We start from the raw sequence: 20,020 nt of genomic DNA, 5'->3' as shown, positions 1-20,020 counted from the left end.
TTATACCAATTTATCTAAGAAACTTTCCCCAATCATGGCAGTTTCAACACCAAAGTTATCGGCAACAGTCGCTGAGATATCTGCAAAATGTCCAACTGGAATGACACCATTTCCTTTAAAGGAAGGACTGTAAGCCAAAAGTGGAATATATTCACGAGTGTGGTCTGTTCCTGCATAGGTTGGGTCATTTCCATGGTCCGCAGTTATCAAGAGAAGGTCATTCTCTCTCATAGCTGCGATAATTTCAGGCAAGCGTTCATCAAACTCATGCAAGCAATCACGGTAACCGTGAGCATTACGACGGTGGCCGTAAAGGGCATCAAAGTCCACCAAGTTTGTGAATGAGAATCCTTTTTCAAACTCAGCAAGGCCCATGGTCTTCAAGAGTGTATCAATTCCATGGCTATTTGACTTATTGTGTCCCATATCATGGTTGATACCCGCACCGTTAAAGATATCATTGATTTTACCAACAGCATAAGTATCGATACCAGCTTCATTCAATTTATCCAAAACAGTTGGTGCAAATGGTGAAACTGCCAAGTCACGACGGTTTGCCGTACGAGTGAAGTTACCTGGTTCACCTACATAAGGGCGAGCAATGACACGTCCCAGAAGGGCTGGGCGCTCAAGGGTGATCGAACGAGCGTATTCACAGATACGGTAGAGTTCATCCAAAGGAATGATGTCTTCGTGGGCAGCAATTTGCAAAACAGGGTCAGCTGAAGTATAGATAATCAACTCCCCAGTTTCCATCTGGCGTGGTCCAAAATCATCGATAACGGCTGTTCCTGAGTAAGGTTTGTTAGCTTCACGAATAACCTTGCATCCTGAGAATTCTTCGATTTTTGTCAAGATTTCTTCTGGGAATCCATTCCAGAAAGTATCGAAAGGTTCTGTAATGTTAAGGCCCATGATTTCCCAGTGTCCGGTCATAGTATCCTTACCAAGAGATACTTCTTCTAATTTTGTTGCATAACCTGTTGGATTGCTTTCAGCTGGAACAGTCTTAAGAGGAGTTTCACGAGGAATATTTCCTAGACCGATTTTAGCCATGTTTGGGACATTCAAACCAACTGCTTTTGAAATGTGTCCCAGTGTGTCAGAAGCCCCATCTGGAACCCCTGCATTGACAAAGTTATTAGCATCTGGTGCAGCACCGATTCCTACAGAATCCAGTACCACCAAGTGAATACGATTAAATTTTGACATAGTGTATCTCCTTATTATTTTGATTATTTTGATTTTGTTGAAGTTAAAATCTGAACTCCATCTTGTCCAGCAACGATGACCTTATCTACCATTTGGTTAAATAAGCCGTGTTCTACAACACCAACGACATGGTCCAATTCTTGCCCAAAGGCAATTGGATTTTCAATGACATCTAAGGCAAGGTCAATGATAAAATTCTGCATATCTGTCACAAAACGTTGACCGTCTTTTTCACGGAAACTTGGTTTGTAGCCAGCTCGCTCAAAACGACGAAAAACCTGTTCTGCGCCATACTGAACCACTTCTACTGGCAATTTAAAAGCACCTAGTTTGTCTACCATCTTGCTTTCATCCACCACCCAAATGTATTCTTTTGAGGGCGTTGCGACAACCTTCTCCATGAGAAGGGCACCACCACCACCTTTGATTCCGTTAAACTGGCTATCCACTTCATCCGCTCCATCAACCGTCACATCGACAACATCTACTTGGTCAATAGACTTGAGTGGGATATTAAGCCCTTCAGCCTGTTTACTGGTCACACTGGAAGTCGTTACAGCTGTAATCTGCAACTCTTCTTCCTTGATACGACGACCAATTTCTTCGACAAAATAATAGGCAGTAGAACCTGTTCCCAGTCCGACAACCATGCCATCCTTGACAAACTCAGCAGCCTTGATACCTGCCATTTTCTTCAGATTTTCCACTCAAACACCTCCATTAAAGAGCTACTTTTATTATAACATCTATCCGTTTTTATTTCATGGATACACTGGAAAAACCCGAACATTTTTATTTCGGGTTTTGATGTCCTATTTAACCATATCAGGATCGTAATCATAGAATCCTGTATCAAGGAATCGGTTTTTAGGGTGAAGTTTACGCACTTCTTCATCCAACAAGAAGGCTTGGTCATGGCTAAAGTTGCCCTCTTGAATCAAGCTACGTGCCTGGATAAAGAGTTTTGCAATCTCAACAAAGTTCTGACCAGGAGTGTAGAGACCTTCTAGTTTCCAGTGAGTGAAACCATGCTCCACCAATTCTGTCAATTTGGTCATCAAATCAAGGTCATTGTTGGCAAAGATGTGGGTTCCATGATTGTCTTCAAAAATGGAATAGTGGCTCTCTGGGTCACTTGGCTCAGCCAAGAAGAGGTCACGCTTGCGAGTCTTTTCGTCATCGATATGTGTAAAGTTATAGTAGTTTTGCAAGAGAGGACGCTTAGAATGGTGAATCACACTAGCTCCATAAACCAACACTTCAGCAGGAATTTCCAAAATCTCTGGCATTTTGAAGAGTTCAGCAGATGGAATTTCACGCGCCAAAACAGCCTCAGATGCGCCAGCCTTTTGTCCCCAGAAGTTTATCTGACGACTGCTAGTTACCATGGTTGAAGCATCATAGATGGTCTTAAATGAATAACCATCACGATTGACTACGTAAAAGACACCTGCATCCCCAATCGTAATGTAATCTGTCTTAATTTCTTCCAAGAAGTCTAAGAAAGGCTTGATACGGTCCATCATATCTTGGTGCATGAGGGCGTTAACCGCAACGACCAATTCCTTACCAGCATCATGAACCAGATTAGCAATTTCACGCAATTGGTCATAACTAAAGGTCGTTGGCAGACGAAGGCCAAAATCTTTCTCACCGACATAGATACGGTCTACGCCAGCTTCGAGCAGTTGTTTAACTTGTTCAATACTTTCAGCAGTTGCTGTAATGATAATCTTTTCCATAAGAAAAATTATACCATATTTCTCAAAAATCAGCTATTCTTTAAAAATGAAAAGGGACTTTATTCTTTTTGTAACCTTTCTGTAATAATTCCCTGCTAAAAAAATGATAAAATAGGTATGTACTGTTAAGGAGAGAATAATGCCCGTAAGAAAATTACAATCCTATGAGGTAGACAATCAAGAAGAATTAAGCAAGCAGGTTCCACGCTATCAAGATTATACACCTGAAGCGCAATCTGATGCCAATCTCAAGGAAATCCTATTTTTTGTTAATATCGCTGTTTTTTGTATCTGTATTGCTATCTTTAGTTTTATCTTTTTAGCATTAAAATTATCAACTGCTCTTGCATTTGCCGCAGCAATCGGATCCAGCTTACTTGTCTTAAAAATTCAACGAACTATTATCAAACGAAAACGTAGAAGATAAATCTAAAATATCGCCCCAGCTGGAGCGATATTTTTATTTTTTCTTTTTAGATGGTGTATGGATGGCAATCTTCACTTCAAAGATTGTTCCCTTTGGTTTATTATCTTTAACAGTAATAGTTCCTTTTAGTGCATCTACAATTTGCTTGGCCAGAGATAATCCTAAACCAAAACCACCTTTTTGACGGGTTCTAGCCTTGTCCACTCGATAAAAGCGGTCAAAAATTTTCTTCTTATCTTCTGCGGAGATACCGACTCCATTATCAGAAACAAGTAAATACAGATTACGATCGGTTGCTGAAATCACAAAATCTATTTCACCATCCTCTTCAGTATATTTGATGGCATTATCAAATAGAATAGTCATCAGTTGTTTTAACAGAAGCTGATCTGTGACGATCGTTCGATGGATACGATTCTCAAAACGGAAGACACGGTCATTTTCCGAAGCAATCATCTCATAATTTGTGAAAGTTGTATTAAAAAAGCTAGTTGGGACTTCAGCAAGTTCTGGCTTAATCCCATCATCTCTACGAGCTAAATTCAACAAGTTTGTTGTCAAAAATCGCATATTTCGGACTTCTTCCAAACTAGACGCAATACTTTCACTCACATCCATAATGGTAGCTTCTGGCTTACGGAAAAGGGTTTCTAAGCGATTTTGCAAAACAGCAAGTGGAGTTCGTAACTCATGACTGGCATTTTCCACAAAGGACTGCTGCTTCTGCATGCTCTCAAGCAGGGGCCGAACACTGACCCTAGCTAGATAGAGACTGGCAAGCAAAGACAAAATCCAGAAACTTGCCATCACAATCACAATCAATTGCTCATGCTTTTGACTGGCCTGCTCCAACTGACTGGTATTAATCAAGACAGCCGCATACTTGATATTGGTTGAAACCGAACTAATATTCGTTTCCATCAGTATCATGCGATAGATTTCTTCCTGTCCATAGCTATTAAGAACCTGAATCTGATAGATATGACCTAGTTCTTTCTTTTCTAACTTAATCTTATCCAAGCCCAAAAATCGATTTCCAGAAAGAAGTTGGGTAAAATTCTTATCAAAAAGAATAACCTCTGTGTTGGAACTGACATTGGGTTTTACATCAGTCTTACTAGTATCTGTGGCAGCATTCTCTAAATCTTTAATCTCTTCTGTCGCCCTATTTACTGCCAGCTGAATAACTGCCTGAGGATTATTACTCAAACCATGTAGCGTATCGTCCACCGAAGTATAGAGACTCGAGTGCATGACCTGTAAAATAATCAAGGTCATGGTGGAGAAAATCAGAGTGAAAACACCAAAGTTACGAATAAAGTAACTAAAGTCATCCGCATACCATGTTTTTTTTAGTTTACTGAACATCTTTTAAAATATACCCAACACTGCGCAAGGTTTGCAAATTCTCTGCAAAAGTGGTTCCTTTTAATTTCTTACGGACTTTTGAAACATAGACTTCGACAACTGAAATCGTTGTGTCACTATCAAATCCCCATAGACGATCAAAAATCTGAGTCTTAGGCAAAATAACATTTTGATTTTGAAGGAAATAAACCAGTAAATCGAACTCTTTCCCCAGTAATTCGACAGGAGTATCTTCGACTTTAACGGTATTGGTTGACAAATTAACCACAATATTTCCATAAGTCAAGGTGTTTTCATTAAACTTGCCTGAACGTTTAAGAAGGGCTTGAATCCGCATTTTAAGTTCTTCTAAATAGAAAGGTTTAGTCAGATAATCATCCGCTCCCAGTTCAAATCCATGTCCCTTGTCATCCAAACTTTCCTTGGCAGTCATAATCAGAACTGGTGTCGTAATTCCCTTTTCACGCAATTCTTTCAATACTTGGAAGCCATTTTTTTCAGGCAACATTAAATCGAGCAAAATCAAGTCATAAACGCCACTCTCAGCTTCGTAGAGACCTTCTTCTCCATCAAATACCTGCATGACATCCGCAAAATCGTCTAAAAAGTCAAATACTGAATTTGACAGGCCTAGGTCATCCTCAACCAATAAGATTTTTATCATGAGAAACTCCTCCTTATTAAAACCATTATACCAAATTTGCCTTAAAAAAAACTCAACTCTCTGCATTTTACATGAGATAGCTGAGTTTTCTTTTTATTTTAGGCTTATTTATGCATTTCCGTATTGAAGAACGACTGCTTCCACTGCAGCTTTTTCACGGTTAATCAAGTCAACACGCGCTGCAATTTCCTTGATTCCCATACCGATGTTACGGCTAAGAGCAAGGTCAGAAAGTTGCGGTTCAAAGAATTCCTTGTACTCTGCCAAACGTTGCTGAGTCTTAAATACGTGTGCAGGAAGGATAACAAAGCTATCAAAGCTCATATCTCCACCAAGAGCTGCCTTAATCCAAGCCCAGTTTTCACGAGCCCAAGACCATGCTGTTTCCTGAGTTGCTTGATGGCTTAAGAACTGGAAGTACCAAGCAGATAAGTCTTGTGGTTTGACCACAAATTTGTCCTTCCAAGCAGCAATCAAGGTTTGGATATTGTCCGCATCTGTACTGTAAGCAAGAGCAGCTGCCAACTGGCGTTTAAAGACAGCATCTGTTGCATGAGTATAAGTATCAAGATAAAGTGCTAACAAGTCTTTAGTCTCATGATGTTTCATCTCATTGATCAGAACTTGTGAGCGAATAGCTGCTGGAAGTCCTGCAAGATTCTCCTTGTGAGTCGCGAAGATTTGGCTAGCGGCTTGACTAGCTTCTGCATCATTTGAGCGAATCATCATAGAAACAGCTAGTTGACGAACCAATTCATCCTCATCTGATTCACCATCTTTAGCTTCAAAACCAAGACGGTCATAGTTGTGACGAGCCAATTTAGCAACCAAAGCTTTGAAGGCTCTTTCAGCTTCTGTTCCTTCATCGATAAAGCGCTCAAAGGCAGAAATTACTTGAGAAACAGCTGAAACAACAAGGTAAGATTCTTCTTTAGCGAGTTTATCAAGTACTGGAAGCAAGTCTGCATAAGAAATGTGCCCTGCTTCAGCAAGCAAGCGACGTTCTTGGACGATTTGCAGTTTACTTGTATTATCAAGCTCAACTAGGTCAGCAAGAACTGCATCCAACAAGTCTCCTTGATAGTCTGTAATGTAGTGCGCTGTATTTTCAGTGTTGAGACGAAGAGCTCCTTCATTTTCAGCAAGAAGGGCTGCGTAGCCAGGGATTTCGATGCTTTCAGTTTCGAGTGTATCAGGCAAGCCTTTCCAGTTGCTGTTTAGTGGCACAACCCAGAGACGGTTCTTGTTTTCGTGCTCACCGATAAAGAATTGTTTTTGTGAAATCTTCAAGACATCATTTTCAACTTTGACAGTGAGAACTGGATAACCAGGTTGTTCCAACCAGGAATCCATAAAGGCTGCGACATCACGTCCAGACGCTTGACCAAGAGCATCCCAAAGGTCACGACCAATTGTATTGCTGTATTGATGTTTTTCAAAGTAGGCATGCAAACCTTTGGCAAAATCGGCATCACCTAGCCAACGACGAAGCATGTGCATGAGACGGCTTCCTTTGGCATAGACGATAGCTCCGTCAAAGAGCGTATTGATTTCATCTGGGTGTTTAACTTCGACGTGGACAGACTGAACGCCATCAGTAGCATCACGTTTCAAGGCAGACGGAACACCACCTGTTTGGAAATCTTCAAAGATATTCCAACTTGGTTCAATAGCATCCACACAGACGTACTCCATCATGTTAGCAAAGCTTTCATTGAGCCAAAGGTCATCCCACCATTTCATAGTTACCAGGTTTCCAAACCATTGGTGAGCCAATTCATGGGCCACAACTAGGGCAACTTGTTGACGGCTAGCAAATGTTGAGTTTTCATCCACAACCAAGTAAACTTCACGGTAGGTCACAAGCCCCCAGTTTTCCATAGCACCAGCTGAGAAGTCAGGAAGGGCGATGTGGAGAGATTGAGGAATCGGGTACTTAACTCCATAGTAATCTTCGTAAAACTCGATAGAGCGAACAGCGATATCCAGTGAGAAATCAAGGTTTGATAGTGGATGAGCTTTGGTTGAATAAACACCTACGAGGGTACCGTTTTTAGTTTTAGCCGTCACACCTTGCAAATCACCAGCAACAAAGGCCAACAAGTAAGAAGACATGCGAGGTGTTGTCTCAAACTTCCAGATACCTGTTTCTTTACGGTTTTCAACCTCAATCTCAGGCATGTTAGACAAGGCCAATTCACCTTCTGCTTGGTCAAAACGTAGAGAGAGGTCAAAAGTTGCTTTGGCTTCTGGCTCATCCACACATGGGAAGGCTTCGCGCGCAAAATGACTCTCGAACTGTGTAGATAAGACTTCCTTCTTGACTCCATCAACTGTGTAATAAGAAGGATAAATTCCTGTCATGTTGTCTGTGATTTTTCCTGAGAAAGCAATAACAACTTCAACTTGACCAGCTTCCGCAAGTTCAATATGAAGGGCTTCATTGTCATGATCAACTGTAAATGGACGAGCTTGACCTGCAACTTCTACCGAAGCGATTTCCAAGTCTTTTTGGTGGAGGGAAATACGGTCACTCTGTGCTTGACCACTAATAGTCACCTTTCCTGAAAACGTCTTGGTCTCACGACTCAAGTCTAAAAATAAATCATAATGTTCAGGAACAAATTGCTTAATAAAATGTTCAACTGCTTGCATAGTTTTCTCCTATCTAAGTTTAAGAGCTAGAGCTCTTCTTCAAACAAACTTATTATATCATGTTTTGCTTAAGAAAAAAGGATTGGACGGCGATTTCCAAAACTTTCTTCCTTCTAATAGTCTACAGTGGGTAGACCTTGCGAAATTCTTCTAAAACAACCTTGCTTTCAGGTGTAAAAGTCAGCCCAGCCTCCCTCATCCACTCGGTGAAAAAGTCCTCATGAACCTGACGCCAATAGGCTAGGGATTTGTCTCCCTCACCTTCCTTATAGGCATGTTGCGCAGAAACTTGATTAAAGGGCTGAACGGAAACCCTTGTAATTTCGACAATGCAGACAGCCTGATCTTGCCCATCTAAAATGATGTCAAACGTCCCTTCTTGTGGCAAGGGTTCATTATCAACTGCATAAAGATCATAAGCTGATGCGGTCGCTGTCTTTGAGTCTTTTAAAACCAAATCTGCCAAGAAATCGGCTTCCTCTCCAAAAGCCCAGGCATCTATCTCATCTCCAATTGAGGGGTTGATTTGCTTGTAGGCATTCCACATTTCTTGAGGTGTCATGGGTTGCTCCTTTGTAATTTTTTACTCTCTTCTTTTACACGTTTGAGGTGGTCTGGATGGTCAATCTCTAAATTAAAAATCTCTAGAATAGAACTGTGGTGAATAATGCACTTGATACCCAACTGATTCATTTTTTGTATGAAAGAATCATTCAGATAGCCTGCTACAGCAAAGTCAATCTTTTTCATCCTTGCTTTATCCTGCATATCTCTTAGCATATCTAACATTATTGGACTTTCCATGTCATGCCATTGACTGTTTCTCACAGTCGCAAAAATAAAAGAAGTCAAATCATTCATTCCAACTACAATCTTTGAAATACCAGCTTCCAGTATGCTGTCTAAGTCAAAATATGCTGACGGTAATTCAATCATCGTGGCAATTTTCCCAGTAAAACCTTGATGACGCAATACTATAATAGCTTGCTTTAACTGCTCAGCATCATTGACAAAAGGAAAGATAACAGATAGATTGGGATTGTTTTGATAAACTTCTGTAACGACATGTGCTTCAGCCTGAAATTCATCAGGACACGCCAGCAAACGCCTAGTTCCTCTATATCCAAATAAGGGATGCCCTTCGTCAAAAAACTCTTTAGTCCCCTTTAGACAATTAGCTTCTGTATTCGTTAATTCAGAAAAACGATACCAAACTTCTTCATCTGAGTACAGGGAGCAGATAGTCTCTAGATAATCTTTTACAAATTGCTGACAACTTGCTAATAGTATATTTTGATTGAGCTCTCTCAACAAGTATTCCCCACGAATCATGCCGACGTGGTGCAATAGTTGTGGGTAAACTTTATCATCAAGTTTTTCGCCACTAAGAGCCAGTTGGTTTCTCATCATTCACCTTCCAATTCATGTAAGAAGTCTTGTCCAGTTCTGAAAATCCTAATAATTCAGTCTTAACCTTCAAGACTAATGGCGATGCATTTTCTTCTGTGATCTCTTGAATATCCAGCCAACTCCTCCTACTTCAAAGACCAGCCACCATCTATTGTCAAGATTTGCCCTTGCATGGCAGATGCCTTTCCACTGGCCAAAAAGAGACTGACTTCTGCAACTTCTTCTGACTCAATCCAGCGCTTGATTGGTGTTTCACTAGCAACCCAGTCAGCCAATCCACCTGGCTCAAAGTCCGCAGCAGTCATAGCTGTCTTGACTGCTCCTGGAGCGATACCAAAGATCTGAATCCCAGCTCCAGCATAGTCTAGAGCCAATTGCTTGGTAAATCCAGCCAAGGCGTGCTTCGAAGAAGTATAGGCGTGTCCACCACCACCTGCTAGGCTAGAAGCAATGGAGCACATATTGATAATGATTCCTTTTTTATTCTCCAGCATTTGTGTCAAATAATGCCGAGTCAACTCTACTGGAGTAACGTAGTTAATTTCAAAAATCTCTTGAATTTCCTGCGCTGATTGTTCCAATAGGGGTTTATAATCATCCAAAACTCCAGCAGTATTGCACAAAACATCCACCTGAGGACACCAGTCAAAAATAGGCTCCAAGTCCAAGGTCAAATCTCTCTGTAAAAAATGGAAATCACCCTGTAAGAGTGGATTTTCACCTTGGTCCACTCCATAAACTTGATAGCCCTTTTCTAAAAAGAGTCGAGCTTGAGCCAGACCAATCCCTGAACTCACTCCTGTAATGAGTACACGTTTAGCCATACACTTCTACCCAATCCGTCGCCAAAACATCACAAGGTGTCGGACTCCACATGGAAAAACCTTCCCCTTCTCCAGACACGTTGATTAGGAAATAAGGTGTCACTTCAAGTGCAACCCCGTTTTGTTCAATAGTATCAAAAAGTTGGACATAGTTTTCCGCACCTCCCCAACCAGTTCGTACATATTTTTTCTTAGCCTTTAACCCAGGTAGAATTTCTTCAAATGTCATGTTTTTCTCCTTTAATATCAATAATTCTTCCCTTCATTATAACAAAAAAACCGCTTTAAAACGGCTTTTTGACTATACTTCACTCCATTTTATCTTCTTAAATCTACGGAAAAATAAAAAAACGACAACCACTTTTTCAGCAGTTATCGTTGCTTATCTTTTAATCTTTTCCACCAAGTCGACTATTGATATTCATCATGATACTAGCTATTTTTTCACCCCAGTACGGATCTGATGCATAGCGTACATTCATTCCTGTCGCTTTATTTCCAAGGTGATCTCTTCCACGGTCAATATAGTTCTCACGAATCCACTTAGCCGCACCAAGAATTCCTTTGTCTACATCATCAAATTTCTTAGCTGAATCATAGGGACTGGTATCGTAAGCAGCTATTCCGAAGAAGTTATTTTTATCATTAGCAATTTGGCTACGTCCCCAAGCACTTTCTAGCGCACTGTGAGCCATTAAATAGAGAGCATTGACACCATAACGTTTTTCAGCTTCTTTAAAAATTGCTCCTTTACCGGCAAGACGACTGTTTCGGATATTCATAATCGAATAAACTCTATTTAATTCATCCGCACTATAGTTGGTTGGTTCAGTTAAATTCTTGAAAAGGAAACGATTTTTGATAGTAAACCCATCGAAATGTTCTCCATCCTTTGAATAATACTTCTTACCAATTTTCATGGCTGAAGTATGTGGAGCTACCCGAATACTAGTGTATGGAGAAAGTTCATGGTATAGGAATCTTCCGTCAGTAGTATAGTGAGGAATAAACTCACTTCCTTCCTCAACTAAAGCCAAATCACTTTGATTCATATAACCGGACAATCCTGATATTGAAACAGCTAGACGACTACCCTTGCTTTTAGAGCCATCATAGGTCACAATACTTCCCTGATTGACATAGCTCAAAATATCTCCTGATTCGCTATAAATATAGGCTGTGATTGGTTTAACCTTAAAATATTTTGGACTTTGAATCCACTTTCCGTTATCTTGGAAGAAGTACTCTTTATTTTTGATGTTAAAACCACCAGTAACATAGCTTCCATCTTCTTTCAGGTAGTACCATGCATTGTAGTTAGGATCAAAAATCCATTCATTCTTGGCCATATAACCACCAGATTTGAGGTAATAAGCACCAATCCATTCACGTGAAGCATAAGCACCACCTGATTTTAGGTAAAACCAGCTATTATAAGATTTATCAAAAATCCATTCTTTTTCAGCCATTGCTCCACTATTTTTTAGATAGTAAGCATCTTTCCACTGATTACTAGCCATCACACCATCACTGTTAAAATAGTACCATGTGCCCTTAATCTTTTCCCATTTATTACGAAGGATTTTTCCTGAATCTGTAGCATAATACCATTTATCAGCAATTTTAACCCAGGACTTTTCTACCATTGCTCCACTAGTACGAAAAGCATAGTCATTAACAATAGTATTGCTGGCCATGATTCCATGTTGATCAAATAAATACCAGACACCCGCAATTTTTTTCCAATTTTTTATTGGTTGATTATTCTCATAAAAAAGCCATTTTCCATGCTCTTTCTGCCAACCATTCTTATGAGCTTCTTCAACTTTTTCTTTATTTGAAATAGCCTCTTTTTTAGAATTATTTTCTTTTACAACAACTGGTTCTTTCTTTTTTTCCGTCTTTTCAGCTTCATTCTTTGTATTTTCAACAACTTTTTTCTCTTCTGAAGCTAGAGTCTGATTTTTATCTTTAGACTGATTTTTGTCCACAGATTGACTCTTATTCGTCGTTTGACTTTGATCCGTTGTTTTACTATCTTCAGCAAAGACTGATGTTGTGGGCACAATTGCCAATGCAAGCACTGCCGTGCTTACAAGTAGTGTTCTCTTCATTTTACTCCCCTAAGTAGAAATTCATCTACATCATTCGTAATTAACTTTATTCTAACATAGTTAAAAGATGAAAATATTACAAAATGATGAAAATTATGTGTCTTATTGACGATAAGAATGGTCTAGCTTATCTAAGGCTGGCTTTTACTTCCTTGTGTAGATTTTCTAGGCTGCTAATGCCGTATTTGTCCATGACTTTTGGTAAATTTTCGATAATATCAGGACAGGCATATGGATTAGTAAAGTTGGCTGTTCCAACTCCGATAGCAGATGCTCCCGCCAGATACATTTCTAGGGCAGCTTCAGCCGAATCCACTCCTCCCATTCCAATAATAGGCAGATCTGTTGTTTGGGCTACCTGACGGATGAGTTTGAGGGCTACTGGAAAGACTGCTGGACCAGACATTCCACCTGTTCCATTGGCCAAGATTGGTTTTCTGGTTTTGAGGTCAAAGCGCATTCCAACTAGAGTATTGATCATGGTCAAGCCACTTGCCCCCGCATCTTCTGCAGCTTTTGCGACAGTGACGATATCCGTCACACTAGGGGTTAATTTGACATAAACTGGCACATCAGAGGCTTCCACAGCTGCTTTCACCACATCATAAGCTAAATCTGGATCTTGACCAATCAAAAGTCCATGATTACAGTGATCTACATTGGGGCAAGAAATATTGAGCTCAATAGCCTTTACATTAGCTGCCTTGGAAATTCCTCGAGAAACAGCAGCATACTCTTGTTTTGAAAAACCAGCTACATTGGCGATAATAGGAAGATTTGGATATTCTCTTTCCAGCCAAGGTAGCTTTTCGGCCAAAACAACTTCCAAACCAGGATTTTGCAGGCCGATTGCATTGAGCATACCAGCAGGTGTCTCTGCTACCCTTGGAGTTGGATTCCCAAAACGAGGTTCAAGGGTTGTCGCCTTGATCATGATAGAACCTAAAAGATCTAAATCATAGTACTTGGCATACTCTTGTCCAAAACCAAAACAGCCTGATGCTGGAATGATTGGATTTTTCAAATCCAAACCAGGTAGAGAAACTTGTAAACGATTTGTAGTCATGATTTTCTCCTTATAATACAACTGTTCCTGTGCGGAAAACAGGGCCATCTTCACAGACGCGTTGGCTGACCGTCTCGCTTTCTGGCACTTTTAGAACGCAGGCATAGCAAGCCCCCATCCCACAAGCCATACGAGATTCCAGAGATAAATAGGCTCTTGGGTGGTCATAAAAGGTCTGATTGATATACTTCATCATTCCAGGCGCCCCACATGAGTAAACAGCATCAAATTGATTGTCTAAATCCTTGATAACAACGGAAACATTTCCCTTGATACCATAAGAACCATCATCTGTCGTTACAAAGACTTGACCATATTGAGCTAATTCCGTCTCTAAAATAACAGCATCCTTATTAGCAAAACCGAGAACAGTCACTACTTTTACTCCACGCGCATGCAATTCCTTGGCCACCTCAAGTAAAGGAGGTACACCAATCCCCCCTCCAACTAAGAGGACCTGGCTCTGCTCATCAAGGTCAGACAAGTCAAAACCATTTCCCTGAGGACCCATTACATCAAGAGTGTCTCCCTGACTTAAGGTTGAGAAAATAGCTGTCCCAGCCCCTTCAATCCGATAAATGAGGTGACACTGCTTCTTTACCTTATCAATAGACGAAATTGAAATAGGACGACGCAAAAGATGGGCATCATCAGGCACACGCAGATGAAGAAATTGGCCTGCTCGCATAGTTTCAACCATTTCTCCTTCTAGGACCAGTTCAAAGATTGCTGGCGCGATTTCCTCCTGTGCAACCACCTTCATGGTTTCCAAACGAATGGCACCCAAACGTTTCTTACATGTGGGATTCATGACTTTTCCTCCTTAAATTTTAAGGGGAGCAGATAAAGAAAAGGCCTTGCGATTGCAAGGCCTCAGTTAAAATCGTACAAGACAAGAGAGCACACTCAAAAAGTCCCCTCTAGAAAATTGTACTATTCTTTTATCTGACACCTTGTGAGTCTCTCTGGACTCCCCTTAAAGGTTAAATTTTTACTAGTATACTCTTTCAACCAAAAAAAGTCAAGTAGAAAACGAACATTCTACTTGACTTCACGAGATTATTTTTCACGAATGACTTCAACCTTGTAGCCATCAGGGTCTTTGACAAAGTAATAGTTAGGTGCAGTTCCTGGTAGACCATTTGGTTCAGTAACTTCATAGCCTTTGGCACTATGCTCTTGATGAAGCGCCTCAAGATCAGGTGTACTGAGGGCGATGTGGGCAAATCCATCTCCAACCACATAAGGACCGTGATCGTAGTTATAAGTCAACTCCAACTCATAGTCGTCACCCTCAAGTCCTAGATAGACAATCGTGAAGGCATGGTCTGGAAAATCTCTGCGACGCAATTCTTTAAAACCAAAAGCATCTTGATAAAATGCGATTGATTTTTCAAGATTCTCTACTCGCAAGCAAGTATGTAGCATTTTTGAAGCCATATTTTTCTCCTTTATTTTTAAAAAGACTGGGACAATCCTGTTCCAGTCTTATCTGTTATTATTTACCAAGTTTTGCTTTAGCTGCATCTGCAAGAGCTGTGAAAGCTGCTGCATCGTTAACAGCCAAGTCAGCAAGCATTTTACGGTTAACTTCGATCTCAGCCAATTTCAAACCATGCATCAATTGTGAGTATGAAAGTCCGTTCATACGAGCTGCCGCGTTGATACGAGTGATCCACAATTTGCGGAAGTCACGTTTTTTCTGACGACGGTCACGGTATGCATAGTAGTAAGAGTTCATTACTTGTTCTTTTGCAGTACGGAACAAGATGTGTTTAGCTCCATAGTAACCTTTTGCTAATTTAAGAATACGTTTACGACGTTTGCGTGATACAACGCCACCTTTAACACGTGCCATGTTTTATTTCCTCCAAATATTTCCTAGAATTGTTTACTTACAGTCAAGCTATTATTTCAAGCGAGTAAGCATTGCTTTGATACGTTTGTAATCTCCTGAATGCACCATAGATGCTTTACGAAGATGACGACGTTGTTTCTTAGTTTTTCCGTGGAAACGGTGAGAAGTGTAAGCACGGAAACGTTTAAGTCCACCAGAACCTGTACGTTTGAAACGTTTAGCTGATGCGCGGTGTGTTTTTTGTTTTGGCATGATTTTTTCTCCTTTATTTAACTTTCTGACAATTATTTTTTGTCAGTCGCTGGCGCCAATTGCATGAACATTTGACGTCCATCCATTTTAGCACGTTGTTCGATGATTGCAATATCTTGAGTTGCTTCAGCAAACTCGGCTAAAACTTTTGCACCAATCTCTTTATGGGTAATCATACGACCCTTAAAGCGAATAGATACCTTAACTTTATTTCCTTTTTCAAGGAATTTGCGTGCATTGCGAAGTTTTGTATCAAAGTCACCCTTGTCAATCGTTGGACTTAGACGAACTTCTTTCACAGTAACAACACTTTGTTTTTTACGTTGTTCTTTTTGCTTCTTCTGGTACTCAAATTTGAACTTACCGTAGTCCATAATTTTTGCAACAGGCGGTTTGGCTTGGGGTTGAATCAATACTAGGTCAACATTAGCGTTATCAGCCAAAGCTTGCGCTTCACTGAGTGGCTTGATGCCTAGCTGTTCTCCTTCAAGACCAATCAAGCGAACTTCACGTACACGAATCTCATCATTGATGAATAAGTCTTGCTTTGCTATGGTTTTCACCTCTTTTGTTTTATTAGAGAAAAACAATAGCGGACTCGTAAATATACAAGCCCGCACGTTATGATAGCGTTTCTTAGAAACTTTTCATCCGTAGGGCCAGGCAACTTAATGTCACAAGGCGAGAAGCTCTCACTTCTGCTTTTCTCAACTTTTATATGATACCAAGTTTTCTAGCCCTTGTCAAGATAAAAAGTTATTTTTTTAAAAAGTTTCTGCTCATTAATCAACCGTTTCGATTTTCCAACTTTTCCACCCTTTAAACCGTATAGCTCCTTGCTGGTCAGTTCGGTAAACTTTACTATTGATACCTTCCAGTCGGGTCAAGGTTTCCTGATGGGGGAGTTTCGTTCGATTGCTCTTTCCAACTGATATAAGAGTAAGCTCTGGTTTGAGTTTTTCTAGAAAGGCTGAACTTGATGATTTTTTATTGCCATGTTGACCACCCTTCAAAACATCCACCTCTAGGTCAGGATATTGCTTCAGAAGATCCTTCTCTCCTTTCTCCTCCAAATTTCCTGTGAAGAGAAAGTACTTATCCAAGAGTTTCCCATAAAGAACTAGGGAATTTTCATGACCTCCATCTCCAATTTTCCTTGGAGATAGGACTTCTAATTGCCTTCCGAAAATTGCCAAGTGTTCCCCCACTGACACACTACGCACCTTGGTTTGAGTCGCCTGTAGTTCTGCCACAAATTCCTTCTGTTTCAGACTGCCTTTGGATACTAAAATCTCCCCAATATGGAAAGCCTTGGTCACCTCTAACAAATCTCCAACATACTCCTTGTCCGTGTTAGTCAAAATTAGCTGGTCAATCTTGGCCACTCCACGACTTTTAAGATAGGGAATCAAGGTTCGCTGGGCATTGCTAGTTGTCACCTTTTCTTGCCATTTTTCTATTTTCTTACTAGACTCTGCCTTACCGCCTACATCTATGAGAATGGTTTTCCCAGTTACATCCCGTAGGAAAATACTTTCCCCTTGCCCTACATCCAGCATGGTGATTTCATTTTCCAGTGGATGCTTGGTAAAGAAAAATAGACCTGCAATCAATAAGCTCAACACTGCTAGCCTTTTAATGTTTTTCCTCAAATCATAGACCAAAGCCAAGGAAATTAATAATAAGATTAAAAGCCATGCATTGGGTTGTCCAAAGACAAGTGATCTACTTGTAACCTGTGATACCAAGCGAATAATGTCCTCCAACCATTCAAAAATAAAATTCAGCTGAATGACTGGATAAAGAAAGGAAAGGGCAAATAAGATAGACAAGAGCGGTAAGAAGACCAAGTCAAATAGAAAGGAAAAGACAAAGGTTAAAAGAATTGACCAAGGTTGAAATTCCGCAAAATAGAAGGACAGAATGGGCAATATGCCCAAGGAAATGACTAGACTTTCTCTGGCAACAGCCTTAAGCCCCTCCCCTTCTTTGCCGGTCATGGTCAAGATAAAAGCATAAGCGCAGGACAAGACACCTCCTGCTGTCAGGAAAAAGTTGGGCATGATGATAAAGAGGACAAGGACTGTCAAGGCAAAATTATCCAAGCCCTTAACACCATGTTGAGCCAGTTGCTTTTGCAAGAGACTGCGAATGACCGAAGCTGAAAATCCTGTCAACCCTGCATAGATAAGGGAAAAGGGATAGGTCAGCCATTTCAACTTTTCTTGGGTCAAGTCCAATCGCAAGAGAAGTTTCTTAAATCCATCCATAAAAAAGCCTACCTGCATACCAGACAAGGCAAAGAGGTGGATAATTCCTAGACTGGAATAAAGCTCATTCATCTCCTCAAAATCTGTGTCCAGATGTCCTAATAGAAGCCCTGTCATGTAATTACGCATAGGGTCTGGAAAGTGCGTCTTAATCCAAACCACAGCCTTTCGGCGTAAGCTGGACAGGTTTTCACCTATATCCCAACTGCTAACCTTTTGAAGTGACTGGATTTTTTTGATATTGAGAGTCTGGTAAATTCCCTGAGTCTTCAGATAGGCTTGATAGTTAAATCCACCAAAATTCCTCTGCCCTTCTGGCTCCGAAAGCTTCCCTTCTAGTCCTATCTCATGAAGGTCGGTTAAAGATTGAAAGGCTTCTTTCTCCTCCTCGGACTGGAGTTTATAATAGACTTGAAAAATGCGTCCATCAGACTTGCCACGAAAGGATAGACTGTCACCATTAACCTTAATAGTATCAGGCAAAATCCGTACCCTCTCAACAGAATCCGCCAAATTTTGACTCTCTTGACTCTGTTGCCAATTTTGAAACAGAAACCAGAAGCCAAAGATTCCACAAATTGCTAAAACTTTTCCAGCAGACTTCCACGAAAATTGGATAAAGAGACAGACTAGCAGAAAAACAAAACCTAGCAGGGCGAGATAAGATAATGAGAAAATGGCGTAGTAAAGCCATAGCAATAGAAAACTCAGGTAAATTAGGGGAATAGAGAAATTCTTAATCCACTGTAACATAGTCTTTTAGCTTTTCTATGGTCTTGGCACCAATGCCAGAGACTTTCTTGAGTTCATCGACCGACTTGAATTTCCCGTTTGTTTCACGATGGTCGATAATGTCCTGAGCTCGTTTTCCTCCCAGTCCCTTGACCTGCTTGAGTTCTTCCAGACTGGCCTTGTTGAGATTGACCTTCTTTTCTTTGCTTGTTGAATAAGGCGCACCAGAACCTGCCTGTTGACTAGCTAATTCTTCTCCCTTAGTTGGAACGTAAACCAAAGCCTCATCACTGACTTTCTGAGCTAGATTAAGCGACTTGCTGTCTGCTTGCTCTGTCAAGCCACCCGCCTTTTGAACAGCATCATTGACCCGACTACCTACAGGCAAATCATAAATTCCAGGTGCTTTAACAGCGCCTTTTACATCTACTGTGATTAGATCTTGTTCAAGGGGTTCTTCCTTTTCTTCCTTCTTCACATCCTTTTCGATCGATGAATCCTTGGAAACAGCTGCAACTTCTGCCTGCAAATTCGTTTCCTTGACAGGTGTTTGTGGAGCTGGCTTTAGCAGGAAAAATCCTCCGACAAGTAATCCCAGACCAGTACAGATGACAATGATTCTATACTCTTTGATTTTCTCGATAATTGCTTCCATATTTTCTCCTCTCTTAGATTATTCGTAAGAGGATGAAAAAACAGTTGAAAATTTCTTCTCAACTGCTTATTTATTTGCAAAATAGTCTTCCTTGGTCAAGACATAATGAACTCTGGTCACGATTCGGCCTGCTTCATGCTGGTCCATACAAGCATATGGTTCTGCATGGGAAAAACGCATGCCTGATTTCTCCATGACCTTTCCAGATGCAGGATTGCCCTTATCGTGAAGAGCAACCAACTTATTCATTCCAATCTTCTCAAAAGCCAGCTCAATCACGGCACGATTGGCTTCTGTCGTCAAACCTTGATTCCAATACTTTTTATTGATAATGTAGCCAATAGCTGCCTTCTTAAGAACAGGATCAATCTTGTACAAGTCAATGGTTCCAATAAACTGACCATTGCTTTTTAGTTCTATTCCCCAACGTCCCAAGGGATTAGCCAAGTAGAACTGAGCAATGTTATTCTTGGTTTCTTCTAAATTTTGATTGGTTGGAAAAGTGTAACGTGTATTATCCTTGTCCGAGGCATAGGCAAACATCGCTTCCGCATCATCCAAGGTTACAGGTCTAAGCAATAAACGCTCAGTCTCGACTATGGGATACTGAGCTAGTTTTAAAAAGATTGATTCCATACGTTTTTACCATTCAAAAGTATTTTCTATCAGTCTAGCATAAAAAAGAAGTTACAACAAGTTTTTCTTGCTTTTTAAAGCGGTTTCATATAGAATAAAATCATCACCTTATTTTATAGATAACTGTGATAAATC

Annotated in this window: 21 protein-coding genes and 1 other annotated feature; of the genes, 1 reads left to right on the top strand and 20 read right to left on the bottom strand. The window is 40.4% G+C overall.

Going from position 1 to position 20,020, the window contains the following annotated elements:
- The 3 genes from N5909_RS03600 to N5909_RS03590 all read right to left on the bottom strand — a co-directional run bounded on the left by N5909_RS03600 (position 1) and on the right by N5909_RS03590 (position 2,954).
- Positions 1 to 1,212, bottom strand: coding sequence for a phosphopentomutase (locus N5909_RS03600; protein ID WP_271630824.1), 1,212 nt, complete (start codon positions 1,210 to 1,212; stop codon positions 1 to 3).
- 23 nt (positions 1,213 to 1,235) lie between these two features.
- Positions 1,236 to 1,919, bottom strand: coding sequence for a ribose-5-phosphate isomerase RpiA (gene rpiA / locus N5909_RS03595; protein WP_020901779.1), 684 nt, complete (start codon positions 1,917 to 1,919; stop codon positions 1,236 to 1,238).
- Positions 1,920 to 2,024: 105 nt separating this feature from the next.
- Positions 2,025 to 2,954 carry a peptidase U32 family protein gene (locus tag N5909_RS03590; RefSeq protein WP_033681882.1) on the bottom strand — a complete coding sequence of 310 codons (930 nt, stop codon included), beginning with the start codon at positions 2,952 to 2,954 and terminating at the stop codon, positions 2,025 to 2,027.
- Between the two features lie 139 nt (positions 2,955 to 3,093).
- On the opposite strand from N5909_RS03590, the gene N5909_RS03585 reads away from it, so the two are divergent.
- Positions 3,094 to 3,381 carry a DUF3270 domain-containing protein gene (locus N5909_RS03585; protein ID WP_033681883.1) on the top strand — a complete coding sequence of 96 codons (288 nt, stop codon included), beginning with the start codon at positions 3,094 to 3,096 and terminating at the stop codon, positions 3,379 to 3,381.
- A 33-nt stretch (positions 3,382 to 3,414) separates the two neighbouring features.
- On the opposite strand, the gene ciaH is transcribed toward N5909_RS03585, so the two are convergent.
- The 17 genes from ciaH to N5909_RS03500 all read right to left on the bottom strand — a co-directional run bounded on the left by ciaH (position 3,415) and on the right by N5909_RS03500 (position 19,885).
- Positions 3,415 to 4,749, bottom strand: a complete 1,335-nt coding sequence (gene ciaH / locus N5909_RS03580) for a two-component system sensor histidine kinase CiaH (RefSeq protein ID WP_271630823.1) — start codon at positions 4,747 to 4,749, stop codon at positions 3,415 to 3,417.
- Positions 4,739 to 5,413, bottom strand: coding sequence for a two-component system response regulator CiaR (gene ciaR / locus N5909_RS03575; RefSeq protein ID WP_000590639.1), 675 nt, complete (start codon positions 5,411 to 5,413; stop codon positions 4,739 to 4,741). The genes ciaH and ciaR overlap by 11 nt, the downstream gene beginning before the upstream one ends.
- Before the next feature lie 108 nt (positions 5,414 to 5,521).
- Positions 5,522 to 8,068 (bottom strand): M1 family metallopeptidase, encoded by a 2,547-nt coding sequence (locus N5909_RS03570; RefSeq protein WP_033681886.1) that lies wholly within the window; start codon positions 8,066 to 8,068, stop codon positions 5,522 to 5,524.
- 121 nt (positions 8,069 to 8,189) lie between these two features.
- The gene (locus tag N5909_RS03565) at positions 8,190 to 8,630 is read right to left on the bottom strand and encodes an ASCH domain-containing protein (RefSeq protein WP_271630822.1); all 441 of its coding nucleotides are present in this window, start codon (positions 8,628 to 8,630) and stop codon (positions 8,190 to 8,192) included.
- Positions 8,627 to 9,475 carry a putative PEP-binding protein gene (locus N5909_RS03560; protein ID WP_333908940.1) on the bottom strand — a complete coding sequence of 283 codons (849 nt, stop codon included), beginning with the start codon at positions 9,473 to 9,475 and terminating at the stop codon, positions 8,627 to 8,629. The genes N5909_RS03565 and N5909_RS03560 overlap by 4 nt, the downstream gene beginning before the upstream one ends.
- Before the next feature lie 128 nt (positions 9,476 to 9,603).
- The gene (locus N5909_RS03555; RefSeq protein WP_033681888.1) at positions 9,604 to 10,302 is read right to left on the bottom strand and encodes a 3-oxoacyl-ACP reductase; all 699 of its coding nucleotides are present in this window, start codon (positions 10,300 to 10,302) and stop codon (positions 9,604 to 9,606) included.
- Positions 10,295 to 10,531 (bottom strand): DUF2829 domain-containing protein, encoded by a 237-nt coding sequence (locus N5909_RS03550; RefSeq protein ID WP_033681889.1) that lies wholly within the window; start codon positions 10,529 to 10,531, stop codon positions 10,295 to 10,297. The genes N5909_RS03555 and N5909_RS03550 overlap by 8 nt, the downstream gene beginning before the upstream one ends.
- A gap of 160 nt (positions 10,532 to 10,691) precedes the next feature.
- The gene (locus N5909_RS03545) at positions 10,692 to 12,416 is read right to left on the bottom strand and encodes a glucosaminidase domain-containing protein (RefSeq protein ID WP_271630821.1); all 1,725 of its coding nucleotides are present in this window, start codon (positions 12,414 to 12,416) and stop codon (positions 10,692 to 10,694) included.
- Positions 12,417 to 12,543: 127 nt separating this feature from the next.
- Positions 12,544 to 13,530, bottom strand: coding sequence for a dihydroorotate dehydrogenase (locus tag N5909_RS03540; RefSeq protein ID WP_271630820.1), 987 nt, complete (start codon positions 13,528 to 13,530; stop codon positions 12,544 to 12,546).
- A complete protein-coding gene (locus tag N5909_RS03535) occupies positions 13,493 to 14,293 on the bottom strand; it encodes a dihydroorotate dehydrogenase electron transfer subunit (protein WP_115904445.1) in 801 nt (266 codons plus the stop codon). The genes N5909_RS03540 and N5909_RS03535 overlap by 38 nt, the downstream gene beginning before the upstream one ends.
- A 248-nt stretch (positions 14,294 to 14,541) precedes the next feature.
- Positions 14,542 to 14,922, bottom strand: coding sequence for a VOC family protein (locus N5909_RS03530; protein WP_000157153.1), 381 nt, complete (start codon positions 14,920 to 14,922; stop codon positions 14,542 to 14,544).
- 58 nt (positions 14,923 to 14,980) lie between these two features.
- Complete coding sequence (rplT, locus tag N5909_RS03525; protein WP_000124834.1) at positions 14,981 to 15,340, bottom strand: 50S ribosomal protein L20; 360 nt, start codon at positions 15,338 to 15,340, stop codon at positions 14,981 to 14,983.
- Between the two features lie 51 nt (positions 15,341 to 15,391).
- Positions 15,392 to 15,592 carry a 50S ribosomal protein L35 gene (gene rpmI, locus N5909_RS03520; protein ID WP_001125943.1) on the bottom strand — a complete coding sequence of 67 codons (201 nt, stop codon included), beginning with the start codon at positions 15,590 to 15,592 and terminating at the stop codon, positions 15,392 to 15,394.
- A gap of 32 nt (positions 15,593 to 15,624) precedes the next feature.
- Positions 15,625 to 16,155 carry a translation initiation factor IF-3 gene (gene infC / locus N5909_RS03515; protein ID WP_000848180.1) on the bottom strand — a complete coding sequence of 177 codons (531 nt, stop codon included), beginning with the start codon at positions 16,153 to 16,155 and terminating at the stop codon, positions 15,625 to 15,627.
- Positions 16,156 to 16,170: 15 nt separating this feature from the next.
- Positions 16,171 to 16,302: a sequence feature (ribosomal protein L20 leader region), on the bottom strand.
- Between the two features lie 72 nt (positions 16,303 to 16,374).
- Positions 16,375 to 18,615 carry a DNA internalization-related competence protein ComEC/Rec2 gene (locus N5909_RS03510; RefSeq protein WP_033681898.1) on the bottom strand — a complete coding sequence of 747 codons (2,241 nt, stop codon included), beginning with the start codon at positions 18,613 to 18,615 and terminating at the stop codon, positions 16,375 to 16,377.
- Entirely contained in the window at positions 18,599 to 19,249 is a 651-nt protein-coding gene (locus N5909_RS03505; RefSeq protein ID WP_033681900.1) for a helix-hairpin-helix domain-containing protein, read from the bottom strand. The genes N5909_RS03510 and N5909_RS03505 overlap by 17 nt, the downstream gene beginning before the upstream one ends.
- A gap of 66 nt (positions 19,250 to 19,315) precedes the next feature.
- A complete protein-coding gene (locus N5909_RS03500; protein WP_271630818.1) occupies positions 19,316 to 19,885 on the bottom strand; it encodes a GNAT family N-acetyltransferase in 570 nt (189 codons plus the stop codon).
- Positions 19,886 to 20,020 lie beyond the last annotated feature (135 nt).

Origin of the sequence: Streptococcus gwangjuensis (assembly GCF_028156745.1) — a bacterium.
Lineage (GTDB): Bacteria > Bacillota > Bacilli > Lactobacillales > Streptococcaceae > Streptococcus > Streptococcus gwangjuense_A.
This window is presented reverse-complemented; position numbering and strand designations above follow the sequence as displayed.